13 protein-coding genes are annotated in these 15,449 nt (G+C 62.1%); 5 read left to right on the plus strand and 8 right to left on the minus strand.

The window, feature by feature from the left end:
- Nucleotides 1-266 precede the first annotated feature (266 nt).
- The 4 genes from ACG0Z3_RS16035 to ACG0Z3_RS16050 form a co-directional block, all read right to left on the minus strand.
- Nucleotides 267-1,223, minus strand: a complete 957-nt coding sequence (locus tag ACG0Z3_RS16035; protein WP_394399188.1) for a TniB family NTP-binding protein — start codon at nt 1,221-1,223, stop codon at nt 267-269.
- The gene (locus ACG0Z3_RS16040; protein WP_394399190.1) at nt 1,208-3,175 is read right to left on the minus strand and encodes a Mu transposase C-terminal domain-containing protein; all 1,968 of its coding nucleotides are present in this window, start codon (nt 3,173-3,175) and stop codon (nt 1,208-1,210) included. Before ACG0Z3_RS16040 ends, ACG0Z3_RS16035 begins: the two co-directional genes overlap by 16 nt.
- Entirely contained in the window at nt 3,081-3,734 is a 654-nt protein-coding gene (locus tag ACG0Z3_RS16045) for a hypothetical protein (protein ID WP_394399192.1), read from the minus strand. The genes ACG0Z3_RS16040 and ACG0Z3_RS16045 overlap by 95 nt, the downstream gene beginning before the upstream one ends.
- 349 nt (nt 3,735-4,083) lie before the next feature.
- Complete coding sequence (locus ACG0Z3_RS16050; protein ID WP_394399194.1) at nt 4,084-4,383, minus strand: hypothetical protein; 300 nt, start codon at nt 4,381-4,383, stop codon at nt 4,084-4,086.
- Nucleotides 4,384-4,415: 32 nt separating this feature from the next.
- On the opposite strand from ACG0Z3_RS16050, the gene ACG0Z3_RS16055 reads away from it, so the two are divergent.
- Nucleotides 4,416-5,363: a hypothetical protein gene (locus ACG0Z3_RS16055; RefSeq protein WP_394399196.1), complete on the plus strand. Its 948-nt coding sequence runs from the start codon at nt 4,416-4,418 to the stop codon at nt 5,361-5,363.
- Nucleotides 5,364-5,384: 21 nt separating this feature from the next.
- On the opposite strand, the gene ACG0Z3_RS16060 is transcribed toward ACG0Z3_RS16055, so the two are convergent.
- The gene (locus tag ACG0Z3_RS16060) at nt 5,385-7,526 is read right to left on the minus strand and encodes a hypothetical protein (RefSeq protein WP_394399198.1); all 2,142 of its coding nucleotides are present in this window, start codon (nt 7,524-7,526) and stop codon (nt 5,385-5,387) included.
- A gap of 237 nt (nt 7,527-7,763) precedes the next feature.
- Between ACG0Z3_RS16060 and ACG0Z3_RS16065 the strand changes: the two genes are divergently transcribed.
- Both ACG0Z3_RS16065 and ACG0Z3_RS16070 read left to right on the plus strand, forming a co-directional pair.
- The gene (locus tag ACG0Z3_RS16065; RefSeq protein WP_394399200.1) at nt 7,764-9,557 is read left to right on the plus strand and encodes an Eco57I restriction-modification methylase domain-containing protein; all 1,794 of its coding nucleotides are present in this window, start codon (nt 7,764-7,766) and stop codon (nt 9,555-9,557) included.
- A complete protein-coding gene (locus ACG0Z3_RS16070) occupies nt 9,547-10,557 on the plus strand; it encodes a hypothetical protein (protein ID WP_394399202.1) in 1,011 nt (336 codons plus the stop codon). Before ACG0Z3_RS16065 ends, ACG0Z3_RS16070 begins: the two co-directional genes overlap by 11 nt.
- 78 nt (nt 10,558-10,635) lie before the next feature.
- On the opposite strand, the gene ACG0Z3_RS16075 is transcribed toward ACG0Z3_RS16070, so the two are convergent.
- Genes ACG0Z3_RS16075 through ACG0Z3_RS16085 form a run of 3 tightly spaced genes read right to left on the minus strand, consistent with a single transcriptional unit; the run spans nt 10,636 to nt 13,936 of the window.
- Nucleotides 10,636-10,848 carry a KTSC domain-containing protein gene (locus ACG0Z3_RS16075; RefSeq protein WP_394399204.1) on the minus strand — a complete coding sequence of 71 codons (213 nt, stop codon included), beginning with the start codon at nt 10,846-10,848 and terminating at the stop codon, nt 10,636-10,638.
- Nucleotides 10,848-12,677, minus strand: a complete 1,830-nt coding sequence (locus ACG0Z3_RS16080; protein ID WP_394399206.1) for an ATP-binding protein — start codon at nt 12,675-12,677, stop codon at nt 10,848-10,850. The genes ACG0Z3_RS16075 and ACG0Z3_RS16080 overlap by 1 nt, the downstream gene beginning before the upstream one ends.
- Nucleotides 12,674-13,936 carry an SIR2 family NAD-dependent protein deacylase gene (locus tag ACG0Z3_RS16085; RefSeq protein ID WP_394399208.1) on the minus strand — a complete coding sequence of 421 codons (1,263 nt, stop codon included), beginning with the start codon at nt 13,934-13,936 and terminating at the stop codon, nt 12,674-12,676. The genes ACG0Z3_RS16080 and ACG0Z3_RS16085 overlap by 4 nt, the downstream gene beginning before the upstream one ends.
- A 277-nt stretch (nt 13,937-14,213) precedes the next feature.
- Here ACG0Z3_RS16085 and ACG0Z3_RS16090 point away from each other — a divergent pair, with 277 nt between their 5' ends.
- Together ACG0Z3_RS16090 and ACG0Z3_RS16095 are read left to right on the plus strand one after the other, a co-directional pair.
- Nucleotides 14,214-14,567, plus strand: coding sequence for a GntR family transcriptional regulator (locus ACG0Z3_RS16090; protein WP_268166774.1), 354 nt, complete (start codon nt 14,214-14,216; stop codon nt 14,565-14,567).
- The gene (locus ACG0Z3_RS16095; protein WP_394399211.1) at nt 14,564-15,433 is read left to right on the plus strand and encodes an ABC transporter ATP-binding protein; all 870 of its coding nucleotides are present in this window, start codon (nt 14,564-14,566) and stop codon (nt 15,431-15,433) included. The genes ACG0Z3_RS16090 and ACG0Z3_RS16095 overlap by 4 nt, the downstream gene beginning before the upstream one ends.
- Nucleotides 15,434-15,449 lie beyond the last annotated feature (16 nt).

The raw sequence follows: 15,449 nt of genomic DNA on the forward strand, positions 1-15,449 counted from the left end.
CTCATCGTGGACGATTCAGCTACATTCAAACCAGTTCCTGCGCGCCTCCCCGGCGCCGCCACGGCAAGCTCAGTTTTGCCGTCCACGATCAGCCTGAAATGGGCGTCCACGATCGCTGAAATACGCACAGCGGCCGATGCCGATCAAGATCCAGCCACCTCATGCCTTGCTCGAACGCAATGCCGTTGGCGCGCAGAGCGCGTAGCGCAAAGCCGAGGCCGGACTCCGCAGGCACGAGATCCAGCCGCACCGGCAACTGGCGTGGGTCAAGCACTGCCATACGGGTTGGGGACTTCGGTGGTCGTGCCGTGCGACCGCTCGAAGGCCAGCCGCAGATGGGGGAGGCTCACTTCGCCGGCTTCAGCATCGACAGCGATCAGCACCGACTCGATGATCAAGCGCATCGTCGCCCGACGACTGCCTCCGGTGGCCAGGTGAGTGGCGGCTCGGATCGCGTTCTCCGTGAGAAGCCGCAGGCTCGGGGTCCGAACATGTTGGGCCAACCCGCGCAAGAAGGCCGACCAGGCGCCGTCGTTCTGGAAGTGCGACAGCGAGAGGGTGACAGAGACTCGGTCGGCCAACGCCCGATCGACATGGTCGATCCGGGGCAGTCGGTGGTCCGCCAGAAGAACCAGCCCGACGCCCGCGCGGTCCATGATCTCGCGCAGCATATTCACCGCGGAGGTGTCCCGGTCGTCCGCGGCACGCCCCCGCCCACGCAGGCACAGGCACTGGGCCTCGTCGATGAACAGAAGCCGGGTGCCTCTGTGCTGCAGGGCCTCGCAGGCGATGTCACGCATGGGCGTGATGCGGTCGTTGCGGACGTTCGTGAAGGGGTGACGCACCGCGTTGAGCACCTGCGACACGATCACCCCGGCGGATGCCCCTGGCCGCAGGCGCACGTACAGCGCGCCGAATCCGTCGACCACGTCAGGCGCTGGCGGCAGGGACTGCATGAAGTAGCGGGCGACGCTGGTCTTGGACGAACCAGGTGGCCCCGTCAGCAAGGCGCCCTGCGGAATCGAGACGTCGCGCGAGAGCTGGTATATGCGATCAAACGCCGCCAGGGCAGTCTTGATCTGTGGGAACAAGATGTACATGTCGGCGACCTCGCGAGCCACCCTGATGGCCTGGACCGAGTACATCGACATGCGCCGCGCCTGCGTCTCCCCGTCATCGTCATCGCCGGGCTCAAATCCATCGTCGATCACATCGCGCGCCATGAGCCGACTCCTTTCAGGACGACCGCCTCGAAGTCTTCTTCGCACAACGGCGGTGGCGGCTCGGGGAGGGGCGTCGATCCTCCGCCCGGGGTGGCCTTGACGTCGTAACTGCCCAGTACGCGCGCCGAGGTGTAGCCCGTCATGACGGCTGCAAGCTTGCGGTCGGCGCGAGTCTTCCAGGCCGTGGCGTCCGTCCAATGTTCATGAAGCCGCAGCCTGGCCTGCTCCAGGTACTCGACAGCGTTGCAGTTCTTCAGCTCCTGACGCGCGAACCTCCTGATCGTGCGATGCTGGATCGAACTCAGCCCGTCGGCGTACGCGTGCCAGCGGCAACTGCTGGCCACCCACTGCTTGCTCTTTGGGTCTTGCACCCAGATTCGACTCATGTCGTCGGGGTCCCATTTGATGAGCGCCTTGAACCGCTCGCCGTGGCACTTGCGCATGTCTAGAAGCTCTGGCCCCCCGTATGGAAGTCCGGCAAGCTCGACACCGCCAGGTCCCACGGTCCTCGTCGCTGACAACGCATATGTCAGACGCAGGGCTTCAAGGTCCGGCGGGTAATGAACGGGCGGCCGGCGCTGGATACCTTCCATGAACAGGTCGTGTGGTCGAGCCAACTTGCGCTGGTTGATCTGGAAGGGATGTACGTCCACAACGAACTGCACGATGCCCTTGACGAAGTCGGAGAACATCACGGCGGCGCCATCGACCGGATCGATTTCGACGACGTTCGCCATCCGCTTGTGAATGCGCCCCTTGGCAAGCGTCAACGTGTCGAGCGTTGAAAAGAAGCGTTCGACGTGCGGCTTCAACCAGGGCGTACGAACCCGGCAGTAGGTGAAGTCCATGCCCAACTCCCAGCCCATCAGCTGGAAGACCGGGCTGTGAAACTCCAGGCCGTTGTCGAGCACGAGCCGGTCCGGAATGCCTTCGGCCAGCCAGCGGTTGGATAACGACAGCCCTTTCGTCATGTCGTCCTTCGCCTGCACCGCGCAACGCAAGGCGCCTGCAACGCTGGTGAGGCCGGACCCATAGAAGCTCACATAGAAGCCGAGAACGTAGTTGGAGAAGGCGTCAACGAGCGCCGTCAGCGTGGGTCGTCCCAGCGGCAGGCCGGTGCGATCGCAGACTACGACCCAGTTCAACGGGGTGTGGTCGACTTCGACGCGCTGCAGCGGATATTCCGCGGCGCCACCGTCCATGCTCGTCCTGCATACCATGCGTGCGCGCGCCGCTCCATGGCGAGCCTCGATGACCCGGTAGCGATCGACGTCGGCGACCCGCCGGCTCAGCGTGGCCAAGCTCATGCGGGCATCGTCCTGGCTGAGCTGGCCGGCACGGACCTTCTTCGCGGCTTCGGCATGGATGGCAGCCAGCGTATGGACGAGCGAGTTGCGTGCTCGGGTCAGATAGACCTGTCGGAGGGCTTTGGCAACGATCTGCTCCATGATGGGAGAAATGCGGCGACCGGCCTTCCTGGTCGCTCGTTTGTCGACCACCGCGCCGGCATATCCCTGAGCTGCATGCAGCTGCCGCGCCCAACGCATCACGGCAGAGGTCGACGGTTTCCTGCTATCGCCGAGGCGTGCAGCGACGGTGTCGATCACCTGCGCGATCTGCGGACGCTGCCCCAAAGAGATGTGCGCTTGGTCGATGCCCTTCAAGTACGCCAGGCGACGCTCCAGCTCCTGTCGGGCAGCCGGCTTCAAGGCCGCGAGCGTTTGGATGCTCGGTGCTGCGGCCCGGGCCTCGCTCGGCGCCGCCGCGCCCTGATTGAGCAGGTTCAAACGGCCGCTCCAGACCTGCTTGAGCAGTTCTGCCTTGTCGAACAGGACCTGCCGCCGTGTCACGCAGTCCTCAAGGGCCAGCTTGCCGTCCGGCAGCTCGCGCGTCAGTTCCAGCGTTCGTTCGCCACGGCGAAACATCAAGCCAGCTTGCAAGCAGAAAGTCATCTTGTTTCTCCAGGAATTCGGGCAGGGTGATGAGGTCGGCCTCGCCGATGTGACGCTTGAAGGTCAGGCGGCGGCGGGCAAGCAGGTGGTAGATCAGCTCCAGCGGCACGCGCGCGCGAACGGCAAGGCGCACGGCGGAATACCCGGGAGGGTGGGCGCGGGCCTCGGACAGCACGCGCACAACGTCCGTCTCATCGGGAGCTGCCTTGCCGTAGCGATGCAGCAGCTCGGCGTGTCGGTGCCGGCCGCCAACGCGCAGCGACACGTTGGAGACGGCGTAGAAGCGTTCACCACGCTGGTGGAGGTACTGGGCCGCCTCGTTGAACAGCGCTCGGTAATCATCGAAACGCTTCTCCAGCTTGACCTCCCAGTACGACACGGCGCCGCTGTGGCACTCGACGCGGTAATCCGGCGTGTACGTCTGGCTGCCCAGCGGCAGCGTGCAAGGTTGGGCTGCGATGTTCTTCACCGCAGGGCAGAGCGCAGCCAGGCGCACGAAGTCAGCCTCGGTCGTTGCCTCGGCCTGAACAGGCGCCACCAGCGCCGGGATGTTGAGCAAGTGCACCGTTCGTGGCGTCGTGGGCTTGATGAGCCGACGTGCAGGCGCGGGGGACACGTCATCTGGCCGTAGTGCGGCGCTGATGACGTCTGTGGGTACTGGTGGTGATGCGCTGGTGCGCGTCGCAGGCACGGTCGGGCCTGCTGAAGGGCTGGGCTTCCGCATGGGCGGTCCTTTCAGGATGAAGGGATGAGTTCGCCCAGCTACCCCAAGGCTTGACGCCTCACGGTATGCAGCCCATACTGGCCACTCAAGTTGCTAGCTTGTCTTCTGGCCTTCGAGCCGGACGCGAAACCCGAGGTTGCCGCCTCGGGTTTTGTCGTTTCTGGGCGGGGAATGTGTCAGGTCTTCAGGTGTTTGGCTCCTCTCGCTGCGTTTGGGCTGTCGAATGAGTGGCGGCGAGTCGAGCTTGGGCAAGCCAGACAGCCACATCTCGGGTAAGTGCAAAGAATCCGCGCCGCTTCGGCAGCGTGAACAAGGGAACGGACACGCGGCCCCGCCTGCGCGCTTGGCGCAGCGACGCGGCGCTCGCAAGGCCTAGCGCCGCGATCAGCTTCTGACCGCCGAGCAGCGGGCCATGCAGCGATTCCAGCTCGCCTCGCAGTTCATCAGCAAAGGCAGCTTGCTCGGCAACTCGTTCCTGTGACATGTGGCCTCGGGCATCCGGTATGGATGCGCGAAGTGTTCTACGTGATCACGCTTCTGACCAGCCGTACAGATATTCGAATTTCTGTACTCTCCGTCGCAATGACTGACCAAGCCAGCACGCGCGGACGTGGACGACCACCGCGCCACATCATCGACGTGCTGTTCACCCACCTGTGGCTCGGCGCAATCAAGGCGCGGACGGGGCTCAGCACGCCTGACGCCGTAGAGGAGCACCTCGAGCCTCGGCTCGTTCAGCGCAGCAAGGACGGAACGAAGCGAACCAGGAAATGGGCGCTGTACGAAGCCGGCCAACGCGTGCCCCAGGGCCCAACGATCTCTGTGGCAGAAGCCCGATATCCAGGTACGGCGAGGTTCATCAACTCGCCGATGCGGGAGCTGCTTCGCGGGGACATGGTCTCGGCTCGGTGGGTGCGAGAGCAACTACTGTCGTTGCCAGCGCCAGTGGTAGACCTGCTCTGGGAGCCGCAGCCGGCGCACAGCGGACCGCCGCGCCTTATGCGCCCGTTTGATCAGGAGCGCGCTGACGCGCTGGTACGCCTAGGCGGCTTTGCTGCGTTGGAGGCGGCAGTCCTTCTGATGAAGTGGGCGGAGTTGATCTCGTCGCCCGCACTTCGGAAGCTCGCGCGCGAGACCTCCATACGCATCCAGCCCAGCCTCCGCGATTCGCTGGAACTATGGCCGGCAATAGATCCAGTGCTGGTGGCAGTCGATATCAGTTTTCCGAACTGGGTGTTTCTGAGACCAGATCTGCGATGCGAAGTGCTTCAGTTCACTTACGTCCGACAGGATGATGACCCCTTCGGTCCATGCGAAGTCGATGCTCCCGAAACCTTGGCGCGCGCGCTCTTTGAGCGGAATCGAGAAGCGCTTGAATCTCGCATCCAGAACCCAGCTTGCCCGCCCGTCTTAGTGAGCGAGTTGCTTGACCTCCTCGGCCACGCCGAACGTCGGCTCAACTGAGCAGCCCCGGTAGGCAACGATCTATCTCCCTTTTGCCAGGTAGGCGTTTCGCAGAAGGTGCATCGTCCGATCCACATCACCGGCCGATTCAAAGACCTGTCTGTTGATCCAGGCCGCGAGCGGCTCGCCCGCGAGCTTGGCTCGGAGCGCGCTGAAGACCATCTCTTTCCACCTCGCATCGAGCTCCCCCGTGCCAGTGGCCCGGAGGCACAGCAGTACGCGCTCTGGCGTTGCCGGCGCGCCCGCGATGGGATTCCAAACCATTGAAAAGCTCGCCTGTTCGGTCGCCTTGCGAGTCGCCGCGACGGCGAGTTCTGCCTGCCGTCGCTGCTGCTCGGCTTGGTTGAAGGCGTTTTCCTCGGCGAGCCTGGCATCTCGCTCTTCCAAGAATCTCTTCTTGAGCACCTCTGCATATCCCACCGTGCCCACCGGTTGGTTCAGAACCGGAGCTATCTCAGGGAACATTTCTGCCAAGAAGGCATCGTCACCGGTGTCACGAGCGAACGTCGCGCTGCCGGCAAGGAGGCTGGCCTTCACCCTGTTCCGATGGGCGGCATATGCCTCGTACTGAAGCGGAAAGGGCGAGACATTGAGGAACTCAATGATGGCGTGCAGAAGCCCCAGCCAAGAGTCTTGCGTCCGCGTCCAGGGCAGCTCGGATCCATCGCCGAGCGTGCTCTTGAAATCGAGTTGTTCGACCGACCCGTACGACACAGCCAGGATGCGCGAGATGCGCCAGGCCAAACCGCCGCGCTCCGTCAGCGACCGCGGCACCTGATCAGCAAGCCACAGATGCTGGATGCGCTTCTCGAACTCGCCGTTCTCCCAATGCATGCCATTGGAGGTGATCTCCAACTCGTTAGACCACCGTCGCTCTAGGACAGCGCGCAGCTCGCGCAGCGCCTCGCGCTGGGTGAGCTGGCCGGCCCAACTGGTTCGGCGGACGGCCTCACGCTGCAGCCGCTCTTTCTCGCTGGCCTCACGCTCTCTCTGCACCACGAGCCGCTTCGCGGTTTCTTCGATGGTCAGTTCGTGCCGAACCTTGTATCCGTTGACCTTGGCCTCGGCGTCCGCGATGAGCCGATCAAGGACTGGATGGCACAGCCACTCCTTAGAAGACACATCGGTTGCGACCAGCGACCCCAGCTCTGACCGAGTGACCTGGCCAGACCTCGCGAACTTGTAGACGTCAATCTGCAAGCACGCGAGGCCCGCCGCACGGATGCGAGCCAGCTTGGTCGCCGACACCGTGCTGGTCTTGGCCACCTCGATCAACAGGCGAAACCGCCCCAGCCCGCCCTGCCTGTCCACAGCCCAGCACACGATGTCGGGCCGAAATCCTTCGTGGTGCACCTCCCATTCGACGTCGCTCAACTCGAGGGTCAGTTCAGGCAGCGTCACTTCTGCCGTGTAGGGCTTCCCGTCGGAAGTCATGACGCTCGCCAGATGCCGGAACACGGGCGTCCTCAGCCGGCCAAGCGTCGCGAGCGAATCCTTCACCACCCAGTGCAGTAGCGACTCAGACGCTTGCTTGGCTGTCGCGCCCTCTGGCAGGTGGATGTCGTCCGGCGAGATATCGAGTCGCTCAAGCGCCTCCTGCCGTGCATCGTGCGCTGCGAGAGCATCCAGCCCGCTCTTGTCCGCGTGGGCGATCAACCGAAGGAACCGCGGCGTGATGCGGGCGTGCTCCAGGATCTGCGCCTCGGACATCATCGCCACCTCAGGATCCGTCACATGGATCTGGATCACAGCGTTGGCACTGCCGAACTCGCCGAGGTGCTGTTCGCCGCGAAGCGTGAAGATGAAAGTGCGGCCGCTCTTCAGCGTAAGTTCGACCTCGATGTCGCTGATAGCCCGTCGGCCAACGACCTCTTCCCGGATGACCTCGCCAACTCGGGCCTTCTCGTAGAGCTTGCCGCTGTGCCCGATGACCGCCCCGGAACCGGTAGGCGCTGGAATCTCGATGATCCCCTTCTCCGCGAAGAGCCGCAGCGCCGTGAGCTCGGCAACACGGTGCTTGCAACCTGGGCCTTGCTGCGCCTGGTGATGCCGGAAGAATGGCACGCGCGTCGAGGTCTCCTGCAGGCCGGGCGCCACCGCCTGCAGCGGCGCATCGCACGCGGGGCAGATGCACGCGCAGGCAAGGCCCTTGTCGGCGCGCACGAGTTGGCCGATGTACACAGGCTCCCGAGAACCCTGCCGGACGGCCCAAGCCATCCCGGACGTCCAGCGCTGAGCCTCAGGACCTTGTTGCCGCTGCTCCACGGTGTCTGACACAGTATTGCCCTCCCTTCATGGTTCGCAACCCGGCCTGTATCGACCTTCTGTGCGACAGCGTCATCGCTGCTGGGCTCGCCCCACCAGCCAAGCGCCAAGCGTATAGATCGGCTAGCTCATGCGATGAGCCAGACGTTGAAGATACTTCCTCGTACGGAGCTTTTCGGAACACTGCGTCCCTGTGCGGCGATCAATAGCCGTGCGGCGAACGTAGCTGGACTGACCAGCCCCGCCTCTAGAATGATTTTTCCCGTGGCGAACTCGTTGATCCATCCAAAAGACACTCCCGAACTCCGCAAGGAGCGCGGCGCCTTCTTCACCCCGGAAGCCATTACGGGTTTCGTGGCGCGGTGGGCCATCAGGTCAGGCGACGATCGCGTTCTCGAGCCATCCGCCGGGGACGCGGCATTTTTGGTGGCCGCCGTATCGCAGCTTGCGAAGCTCCGCGGAGGCAAAGGCGACGAGCCTGCGGTAGACGGCGTCGAGATTCACGCCCACAGCGCAAGGGTCGCTCGCCAAAGGGTGCGCGCGGCTGGAGGGAATGCCCGAGTTCGCCAAAGCGACTTCTTTGATGTCGCCCCAGATCCTGGCTACGACGTCGTCATCGGCAATCCTCCCTACATTCGTTATCAGAGCTTCTCGGGCGAGGCTCGGGCGAAGTCCAGACAAGCCGCGCTGCGCGGCGGCGTCGCGCTCACTGGCCTCGCTTCAAGTTGGGCTGCATTTACGGTGCACTCAGCACTCTTCTTGAAGCGGGGGGGCCGCTTGGGGCTCGTGCTTCCGGCGGAACTGCTGTCGGTGAACTATGCGGCGCCGGTGCGCCAGTTCCTGTTCGACCGATTCCGGAAGGTGGAACTGGTGCTGTTCGCGCAGCGAGTGTTTCCGGAGGCGGAGGCGGACGTCGTCCTCCTACTAGCCGAAGGTTACGGTGAGGGACCAGCGGGCCACGCGACGATTCGGCAGGCACGAAATGCCGAGAGCCTCGCCAGCTTGGAGGCAGGACAGGCGTGGACGCCCGTCGATCCCGCCGGCAAATGGACCAGCAGCATGGTGGACCAAGCCGCTCTCGACGCTTTGTACTCACTGACTCGCGCCGGACACTTCGCTCCTCTGGAGTCGTGGGGTGACACGACGCTGGGCATCGTCACGGGCAACAACAAGTACTTCGCAGTTTCGCCGGGGCGTGCCAAAGAGCTGGGACTCAAGGCTGCAGAGCTGCTTCCTCTGTCCCCTCCCGGCAGCTCGCATTTGCGTGGTCTGTCGCTGACTGCCGAATTGCTTACGAAACTAGGCAAGGACGGCCAGTCCACGCGGCTTTTTTACCCCCGCGAAGAGCCGTCAAAGGAGGCTAAGGCCTACATAGATGACGGGCACCGAACGGGTGTGGACTTAGCTTACAAATGCCGTGTCCGGAAGGTCTGGTATCGCGTGCCGCTTGTCCGGCCCGCCGATCTGCTTCTGACCTGCATGAACGCGGACACGCCCCGGCTCGTGTCGAACGAAGCAGACGCTTATCACCTCAACTCAGTGCACGGCGTGTACCTGTGCGAAGCCAATCGCGACATTGGCCGCGAGCTTCTCTCGCTGGCGAGCCTCAACTCCGTGACGTTGATGCATGCCGAGATGGTGGGGCGCGCCTACGGTGGCGGTATCTTGAAGCTTGAGCCAAAGGAGGCCGACCTCTGGGCTGTGCCCTCGCTCTCGCTTGTGTGCGCGCGCGCGCCAGCATTGCGTGCTGTCAAGAATGGTGTGGTCTCGCAGTTGGTCAAGGGAGAGTTGATGGGCGCGGTAGACCTTGTCGATCGTGCGCTTCTCGTCGACGGACGCGTGCTATCGCGCAAGCAGGCAGAGCAGATGAGAGCTGCGCGCGAATTGCTCGCAAACCGAAGAGAAATGAGGTCCAGCAGTGGCCAGTGAGAAGACCGCCAAAGCCAAGGCCTGGGCCCTATTTGACCGCATCGTCGAGATGGCAGCGCCAAAAGGCGAGCACACCAATCCCTGGGTCAAGACTGCAGACGGAAAGCGCCGCTACGAGCCCGACTACGGAACTCTGTGCCAGCTTCTTGGAGTGCCATTGGCCCTCAAGGCAAATACCCAGTCCGGCGTGCCGGCGCTCGCACTCGACGTTTGGCTCAGCTACGAATTGCGGCGAGCGGGCTTCGGGCCCGACCAAACTTGGCCGCGCCCGGAACACCCGCGCATCCTTCCGGCTTCTGTGGCCAACCTGCTGAAGGCCCTGCCGAGAGAGGATGCGACGGCAGTCAAGAAGCTGCTGAAGAAGGAGGGCGCGATTACCGGCGTGACCTCTGCAAGCGCAAAGATCCTGGGCAAGAACTATCTGAAGCAGGTTGACGTGATCATCACGGACTGGTCGACCGGGCCCGAGCTGTTGATCTCGACCAAACGCATGGACTCGTCATTCGGCAAGAACGCGCCGAACCGCGTCGAGGAGTCCTATGGCGACGCGAAGAATCTAAGGCTGCGACATCCCCAAGCGGCGCTCGGATTCGTGTTTGGCCTGAGCGCGAATGCGCTGGTGGAGGAGCCAGGCACCGCCGAATGGCTCTTCGACCTGTTGATCAAGCTTGGACAAGAGGACGACGCGTATCACGCGACAGGACTCGTGCTGATGGAGTACTCGGGTGCGTCGGTCGTCGATGACGGCGAAGAGCTTGAGCACGGCGTCCCCGAAGAGCCAGGCGTGGAGACCCAGGATGACGTTGTGCCAGCCGCGGATGGCGATCTGGAGAAGGCCATCGCCAAGCTGCCTAAGGTCAAGATCAGGCTCGACGCGACGCCCGATGAGCTCAACCCAGGACGCTTCCTCGCTGCGATGGTCGACCGCGTGCTCAAAGCGACGCCGGTAACGATGCACAAGGTCGCTCGCAAGCGTCGGGCGGAGCTTGCCTCAGCTTGACTATGCGTCGCCGCGCCTAAACGACCACGTAAGGTCAAATCTGCGCTGTCTCGCAGCCCGGCACTATTGGCAGTTGCGCTATCCGACTCGCGAAAATGGGTATGAATTCTTGATCTGGTAGGCCAAGAACTGCCCTTTAGACCCCGCCTCCTTAAACTGATCGAAGACTGCCTGCGTAACGTTGTAATACTGATAAACGGCGCCGTTCGTGAACTCCACTTCGAGCGTCTGCGAAGGTTCATCGTAGCCGATTGAGGCGACATTGGATGACGCTACGGGTTCTCGATTCATTATTTATCCCCCTGTGAATCCGTTGTATCTTCGACTGGAAATCGCACGATACCTAAGTCTCGCGTAACAGCAAAGGTCCTCTGCGCTCGCCAAGAAGCTACAACCCGGTCGTACCCCTCGGCAATACGTTTGTTGGCCCAGGCTTCGGATACCTTGGGATCTGAGCTTTTGGGGCGTTGCTCCGGCCGCGGCAGCGCTACTCGACATCGCACGGGTAGTCTGGCTGCCTCGCCAGCAACAATTGCTTCACCTGTCCTCAATACTGGAAGCAAGTCCACCAATCCGCCCAAATTATCGGGAAGCGCACCTTTCACACGTGCGCGATCGTCCGGATTTGACAATCGCAACGCCAAAATTGTGCCACATTGCGAAAGGATGGTTTCGTCTACTTCGGCAGGGCGTTGAGAGACAACCATCGCCCCTATTCCGTATTTACGCCCTTCCTTGGCAATTCGTTTCACAACGTCTGCTGCTGGCCCATCATCTTTGGCACCCGTAAGGTATCGGTGCGCCTCTTCCATCACGACGAGCAGAGGGCGATGTATTCCCCCTTCCGTTTTCTCCCGACTCCAATATAGCGCCTCATAGACAATTCGGAGAATTGAACCGACAAGTGTGGTCAAGACCGAACTAGGCACTCCCGACAAATCAAGAATCGTGACGGGCTTCTCATGGCCCAGCCAATCGTCTAGCAGCCGATCAAGATCGAGCGGCACTGTTCCATTCAGTGCAGGCTCCCACGGTCCAGGATGCAGGATGAAATCGAATCGATGATCTAGTAATCGCGACCGCATTAGATTTAGCTGCCGTCGAATACCCTTTGCCTGCTGGTTAAGAAACGGTCCCGCTGAACCCATTGCGGCTGGCGTGTACTTTGGTGCGGTCAAAGTCGCCGGATCCCCCGCGCTCTCCAGCGCAGGCTGATCTCGCTGCGGGCCGTTAAATGTCCGCATCTCGAAGTCGACTAGGTCATACCAGCATTGCTTGATACTGAACGGTACTGGGCTATCGACAGTGAGAGATTGGGGATCTAATCCGGGGAAGTTTCCCGCCGCCAGTACCGCAGCCTTCATCTCCTGAATCTTGTCGGAAAATGCAATTTCCTGGTTTTCGTTTAGGCCTCCCGCCACGAAGTCCAGAAGGTCTTTCGATTGAAGGGCCCAGTAAGGCACGAACAGAGGCCGCTCACCGGGCTGTGGCGTCGCGCTGTAAACGCGGGCAAAGTCTGCCAACGCGTGGGTGTACTCGCCATGCAGATCCAGCAACAGGATGCGAGACGCTGGGGCGCCGCCCTGCTGATTTGGCCGCACTATTGAACGCAGGAGGCTGGCGACTGTTGTCGATTTGCCCGACCCTGTCGAACCTAGCACAGCGGAGTGCTTTGTCACCAGCGCGTCCAAGGAAAGCTTGACGGTGATGCTCTCAGAACTGGACAGCGTTCCTATTGCGATTTGATCAAGGCCCTCGCTACCATATATGCGCTTTAAATCTGCTTCGGTAACGATGTGCACTGCGTCGTTGATCGAAGGCAGCTGACTGAGCCCGCGCTCGAAATTATTCCCAAGCGCTTCGCCAGCCAGTTCCACCCTCATCCAGCGCCCACCGCTAGGTGATTTCAAATCTGCTGATGCGCCAACCTCGCTCACGATACCAAAGAGATCCTGGTAGCCCTGGGGAATTCGAACAAACCCGCCGACTTGGGCAACGCGGTACATATGCCCATCAATCAGCGCGATGCCAGAAGCCAGCGATTCAGCAAGAGACACTGTGACCGTTGGCCCTGAAACAGAGACAACCAAGCCAAGAAAGGTTGGATCCTTGGCGCTCACGCTTTTGCCTCCCCCACATTTGCCACGGCAACGGCAACAACTGCCGCGCTTCCGGCACCCAAGGCCGCTACGTTGGCGTCGGGCGTCGCTTGGGCACTCATATCAGTCGCCTGAGCAAGGGCACAGAAGCGAGTGAGAAAGGCGAAGTCCCCAAGCAGAAACTTACTTTCTTCTCCTTCCCACCTTGGTCCCCAGAAGGTCGCTCGAATATCTTCCCAATTCTTCGGTGGGTCACCTGGGCGCCAAGCTCCCTTGACACCGCCAATAACGGCACCATCTGCTGCGTATACCGAAAGATTGGGGCGTTCATATGCCAGCTTGCAGGCTGGCTCCTCAGATGCCAGCGGCATGTACTGAAAGGCCATCACCGCAGCGTTGGCATTCATGGCTAATGCCTCATCCAGCACGGCGCAGATATGCGCATCGCGGAATGAAAACCCAGAAGTCAGCAAGATACTGTCTGGCGTCAAAAGGAATTGGCGCAAACGCTCAAACAGCGCCGAATATGGCTGCTTTTGCGTTAGCTCATATTTTAAGTGATCCGGATAAACGAGTTGAGAAGCTGCCTTCCCACGCCCCCGCACCACAGAATCGCCCTCCAGGGCCCAGCCCAACGAGCCATGCAATTTCCACAGTCGCGACCATCTTGGCGGCAAGTCATCACTTGCAACGCTAACAGGATCGAAGAAAGGCAAATGCCCTCCGGTGAACCCATCGAAATATGATGCCCGAGATCGTTCAAACGCCTCTTCGAACAAAAGGTCATAATTAGTTGTGAAAATCTCGACCGGGTGCGATCGAAGAGTTCCGCTGATCCAGGAGACCAACTCGGTATAGGGATTTCGTTCCTTGGGCAGCGGTGCCCCGACCACTTCGCCTATTTTTTTGCATATTTCTGCGCCGAGTGCCTTGTATCCGTCGGAATCAAGGCCATGGACTTGCGCAGGACCCAACGCCTGTTGAAGCAGTCGGATTCGGGTGAGTATGGATTCGATGTTTGCGGCGGCGCCTAATTCCGCACGAATCGCCTCGGCAGCCACCTTCTGTTGCCCACTCAATGCTTCGATTGACTGGGTCGTCAGAGCCTCCACCCCAGGCATCAATGAACGACCGCCTTCGGCGACCAATGTCCCGGCCTCGTTCACCCGAAGCGACATCGGAGCGCCAGCGCCTACCAACATACCGATGCGCTTGCGCCCCTGCGACAGGACTTGTCGGAGATCCGACATGAAGCGATCGGGATTGTGAAAAGTCTTCAAGCGGGCCTCCCTCTGTATCTCTTAGTAACTGCCATTCTGCACGGTTTGTCATCGGTAGTTGGCACATGTAGATGGCGAAAACCTCAGCCTCGCCAGGGTCACCAGCACTCGTGCCGTACGCACGAGTTCCAAGTTGAGTGCAAGAAGTTCCACCTTGGGTGAGAACCGACACCCAAGTCGCTCATACCCTCGAATCTGCAGTCTGTCGCGCCAAGCTGGGCCGCCAGGCCAGGGGGCGATATGGTGTGCTACATCAGCAACACACCACGGAGCTCCCATGACTCCCACCTGGACAGACCAGGCGCCGATCTACCAGCAGCTGGCCGACCGACTGGCCGTGCAGCTGCTGGACGGCAGCCCCCCGGAAGGCGAAGCCCTTCCTTCGGTGCGCGCACTCGCCAGCCAGTACGTCATCAATCCGCTGACCGTCACGCGGGCGCTGCAGGCGCTGGCCGAGCACGGCCTGGTGGAGCCGCGCCGCGGCCTGGGCATGTTCGTCACGGCCGGCGCACGTGAGCGGCTGCTGCGCCAGGAGCGCGAGCAGTTCCTGCAGAAGGACTGGCCCGCGCTGCGTGCCAAGCTCAAGCGGCTGGGCCTGTCCGCCAAGGATCTGAACTGGGAGTCGACATGAACCTCATCGAAGTCAAAAACGCCACCCTGCGCTATGGCAAGAAAACGGCGCTCGACGATGTCTCCATCACCGTGCCGGCGGGCCGCGTCGTCGGCCTGCTGGGCCACAACGGCGCCGGCAAGACCTCGCTGATGAAGGCGCTGGTCGGCCTTCAGCAGATGCAGGGCGAGGTGACGGTACTGGGCCTCAACCCCTTGCAGAACCGCCAGAAGCTGCTGGAGCAGCTGAGCTACATCCCCGACGTGGCCGTGCTGCCGCGCTGGGCGCGCGTGCATGAGCTGGTCACGCTGATGAGCCGGCTGCAGCCCAAGTTCTCTGCCGACCGGGCCCGGGCACTGCTCAAGCGCACCAGCGTCAGCGAAAACGACAAGGTGAAAAGCCTGTCCAAGGGCATGGTGGCGCAGACGCACCTGGCGCTAATCGCTGCCATCGACGCGAAGCTGATGGTGCTGGACGAGCCGACGCTGGGGCTGGACGTGGTGTCGCGCAAGAGCTTCTACGAGATGCTCATCGACGAGTGGTGCGACGGTGAGCGCAGCGTGCTGATCTCGACGCACCAGGTAGAGGAGGTGGAGGCGCTGCTCTCCGACGTGATCATGCTGGACGAGGGCCGCGTGGCGCTGGCCATCAGCCTGGAAGACATCGACCGCCGCTTCGTCGCGCTGAACCACGACCCGGCGGCCGCCGACGCGATGGCAGCCGCCCACCCGCTGCTGCGCTACCGCGAGCAGGGGCGCACAACCTCGCTGTTCGACGGCGCCCCGCCGGAACACCTGGCCAGCCTGGGGCAGCGCGTGCGCCCCAGCCTCGTCGATCTCTTCATGGCGCTGACCCGCAACCCGGCGCTGAACAAGGCCCAGGCCTGAACCTCGGAGGATTTGC

The organism is Pelomonas margarita (genome assembly GCF_043555875.1).
Classification (GTDB): Bacteria; Pseudomonadota; Gammaproteobacteria; order Burkholderiales; family Burkholderiaceae_C; genus Pelomonas; species Pelomonas margarita.

Bases quoted from the DNA above. Each gene is read 5' to 3' on its own strand.
- ACG0Z3_RS16035 (WP_394399188.1), bottom strand. From the start codon at position 1,223: ATGGCGCGCGATGTGATCGACGATGGATTTGAGCCCGGCGATGACGAT.
- ACG0Z3_RS16040 (WP_394399190.1), bottom strand. From the start codon at position 3,175: ATGACTTTCTGCTTGCAAGCTGGCTTGATGTTTCGCCGTGGCGAACGA.
- ACG0Z3_RS16050 (WP_394399194.1), bottom strand. From the start codon at position 4,383: ATGTCACAGGAACGAGTTGCCGAGCAAGCTGCCTTTGCTGATGAACTG.
- ACG0Z3_RS16065 (WP_394399200.1), top strand. From the start codon at position 7,764: ATGAGCCAGACGTTGAAGATACTTCCTCGTACGGAGCTTTTCGGAACA.
- ACG0Z3_RS16075 (WP_394399204.1), bottom strand. From the start codon at position 10,848: ATGAATCGAGAACCCGTAGCGTCATCCAATGTCGCCTCAATCGGCTAC.
- ACG0Z3_RS16090 (WP_268166774.1), top strand. From the start codon at position 14,214: ATGACTCCCACCTGGACAGACCAGGCGCCGATCTACCAGCAGCTGGCC.
- ACG0Z3_RS16095 (WP_394399211.1), top strand. From the start codon at position 14,564: ATGAACCTCATCGAAGTCAAAAACGCCACCCTGCGCTATGGCAAGAAA.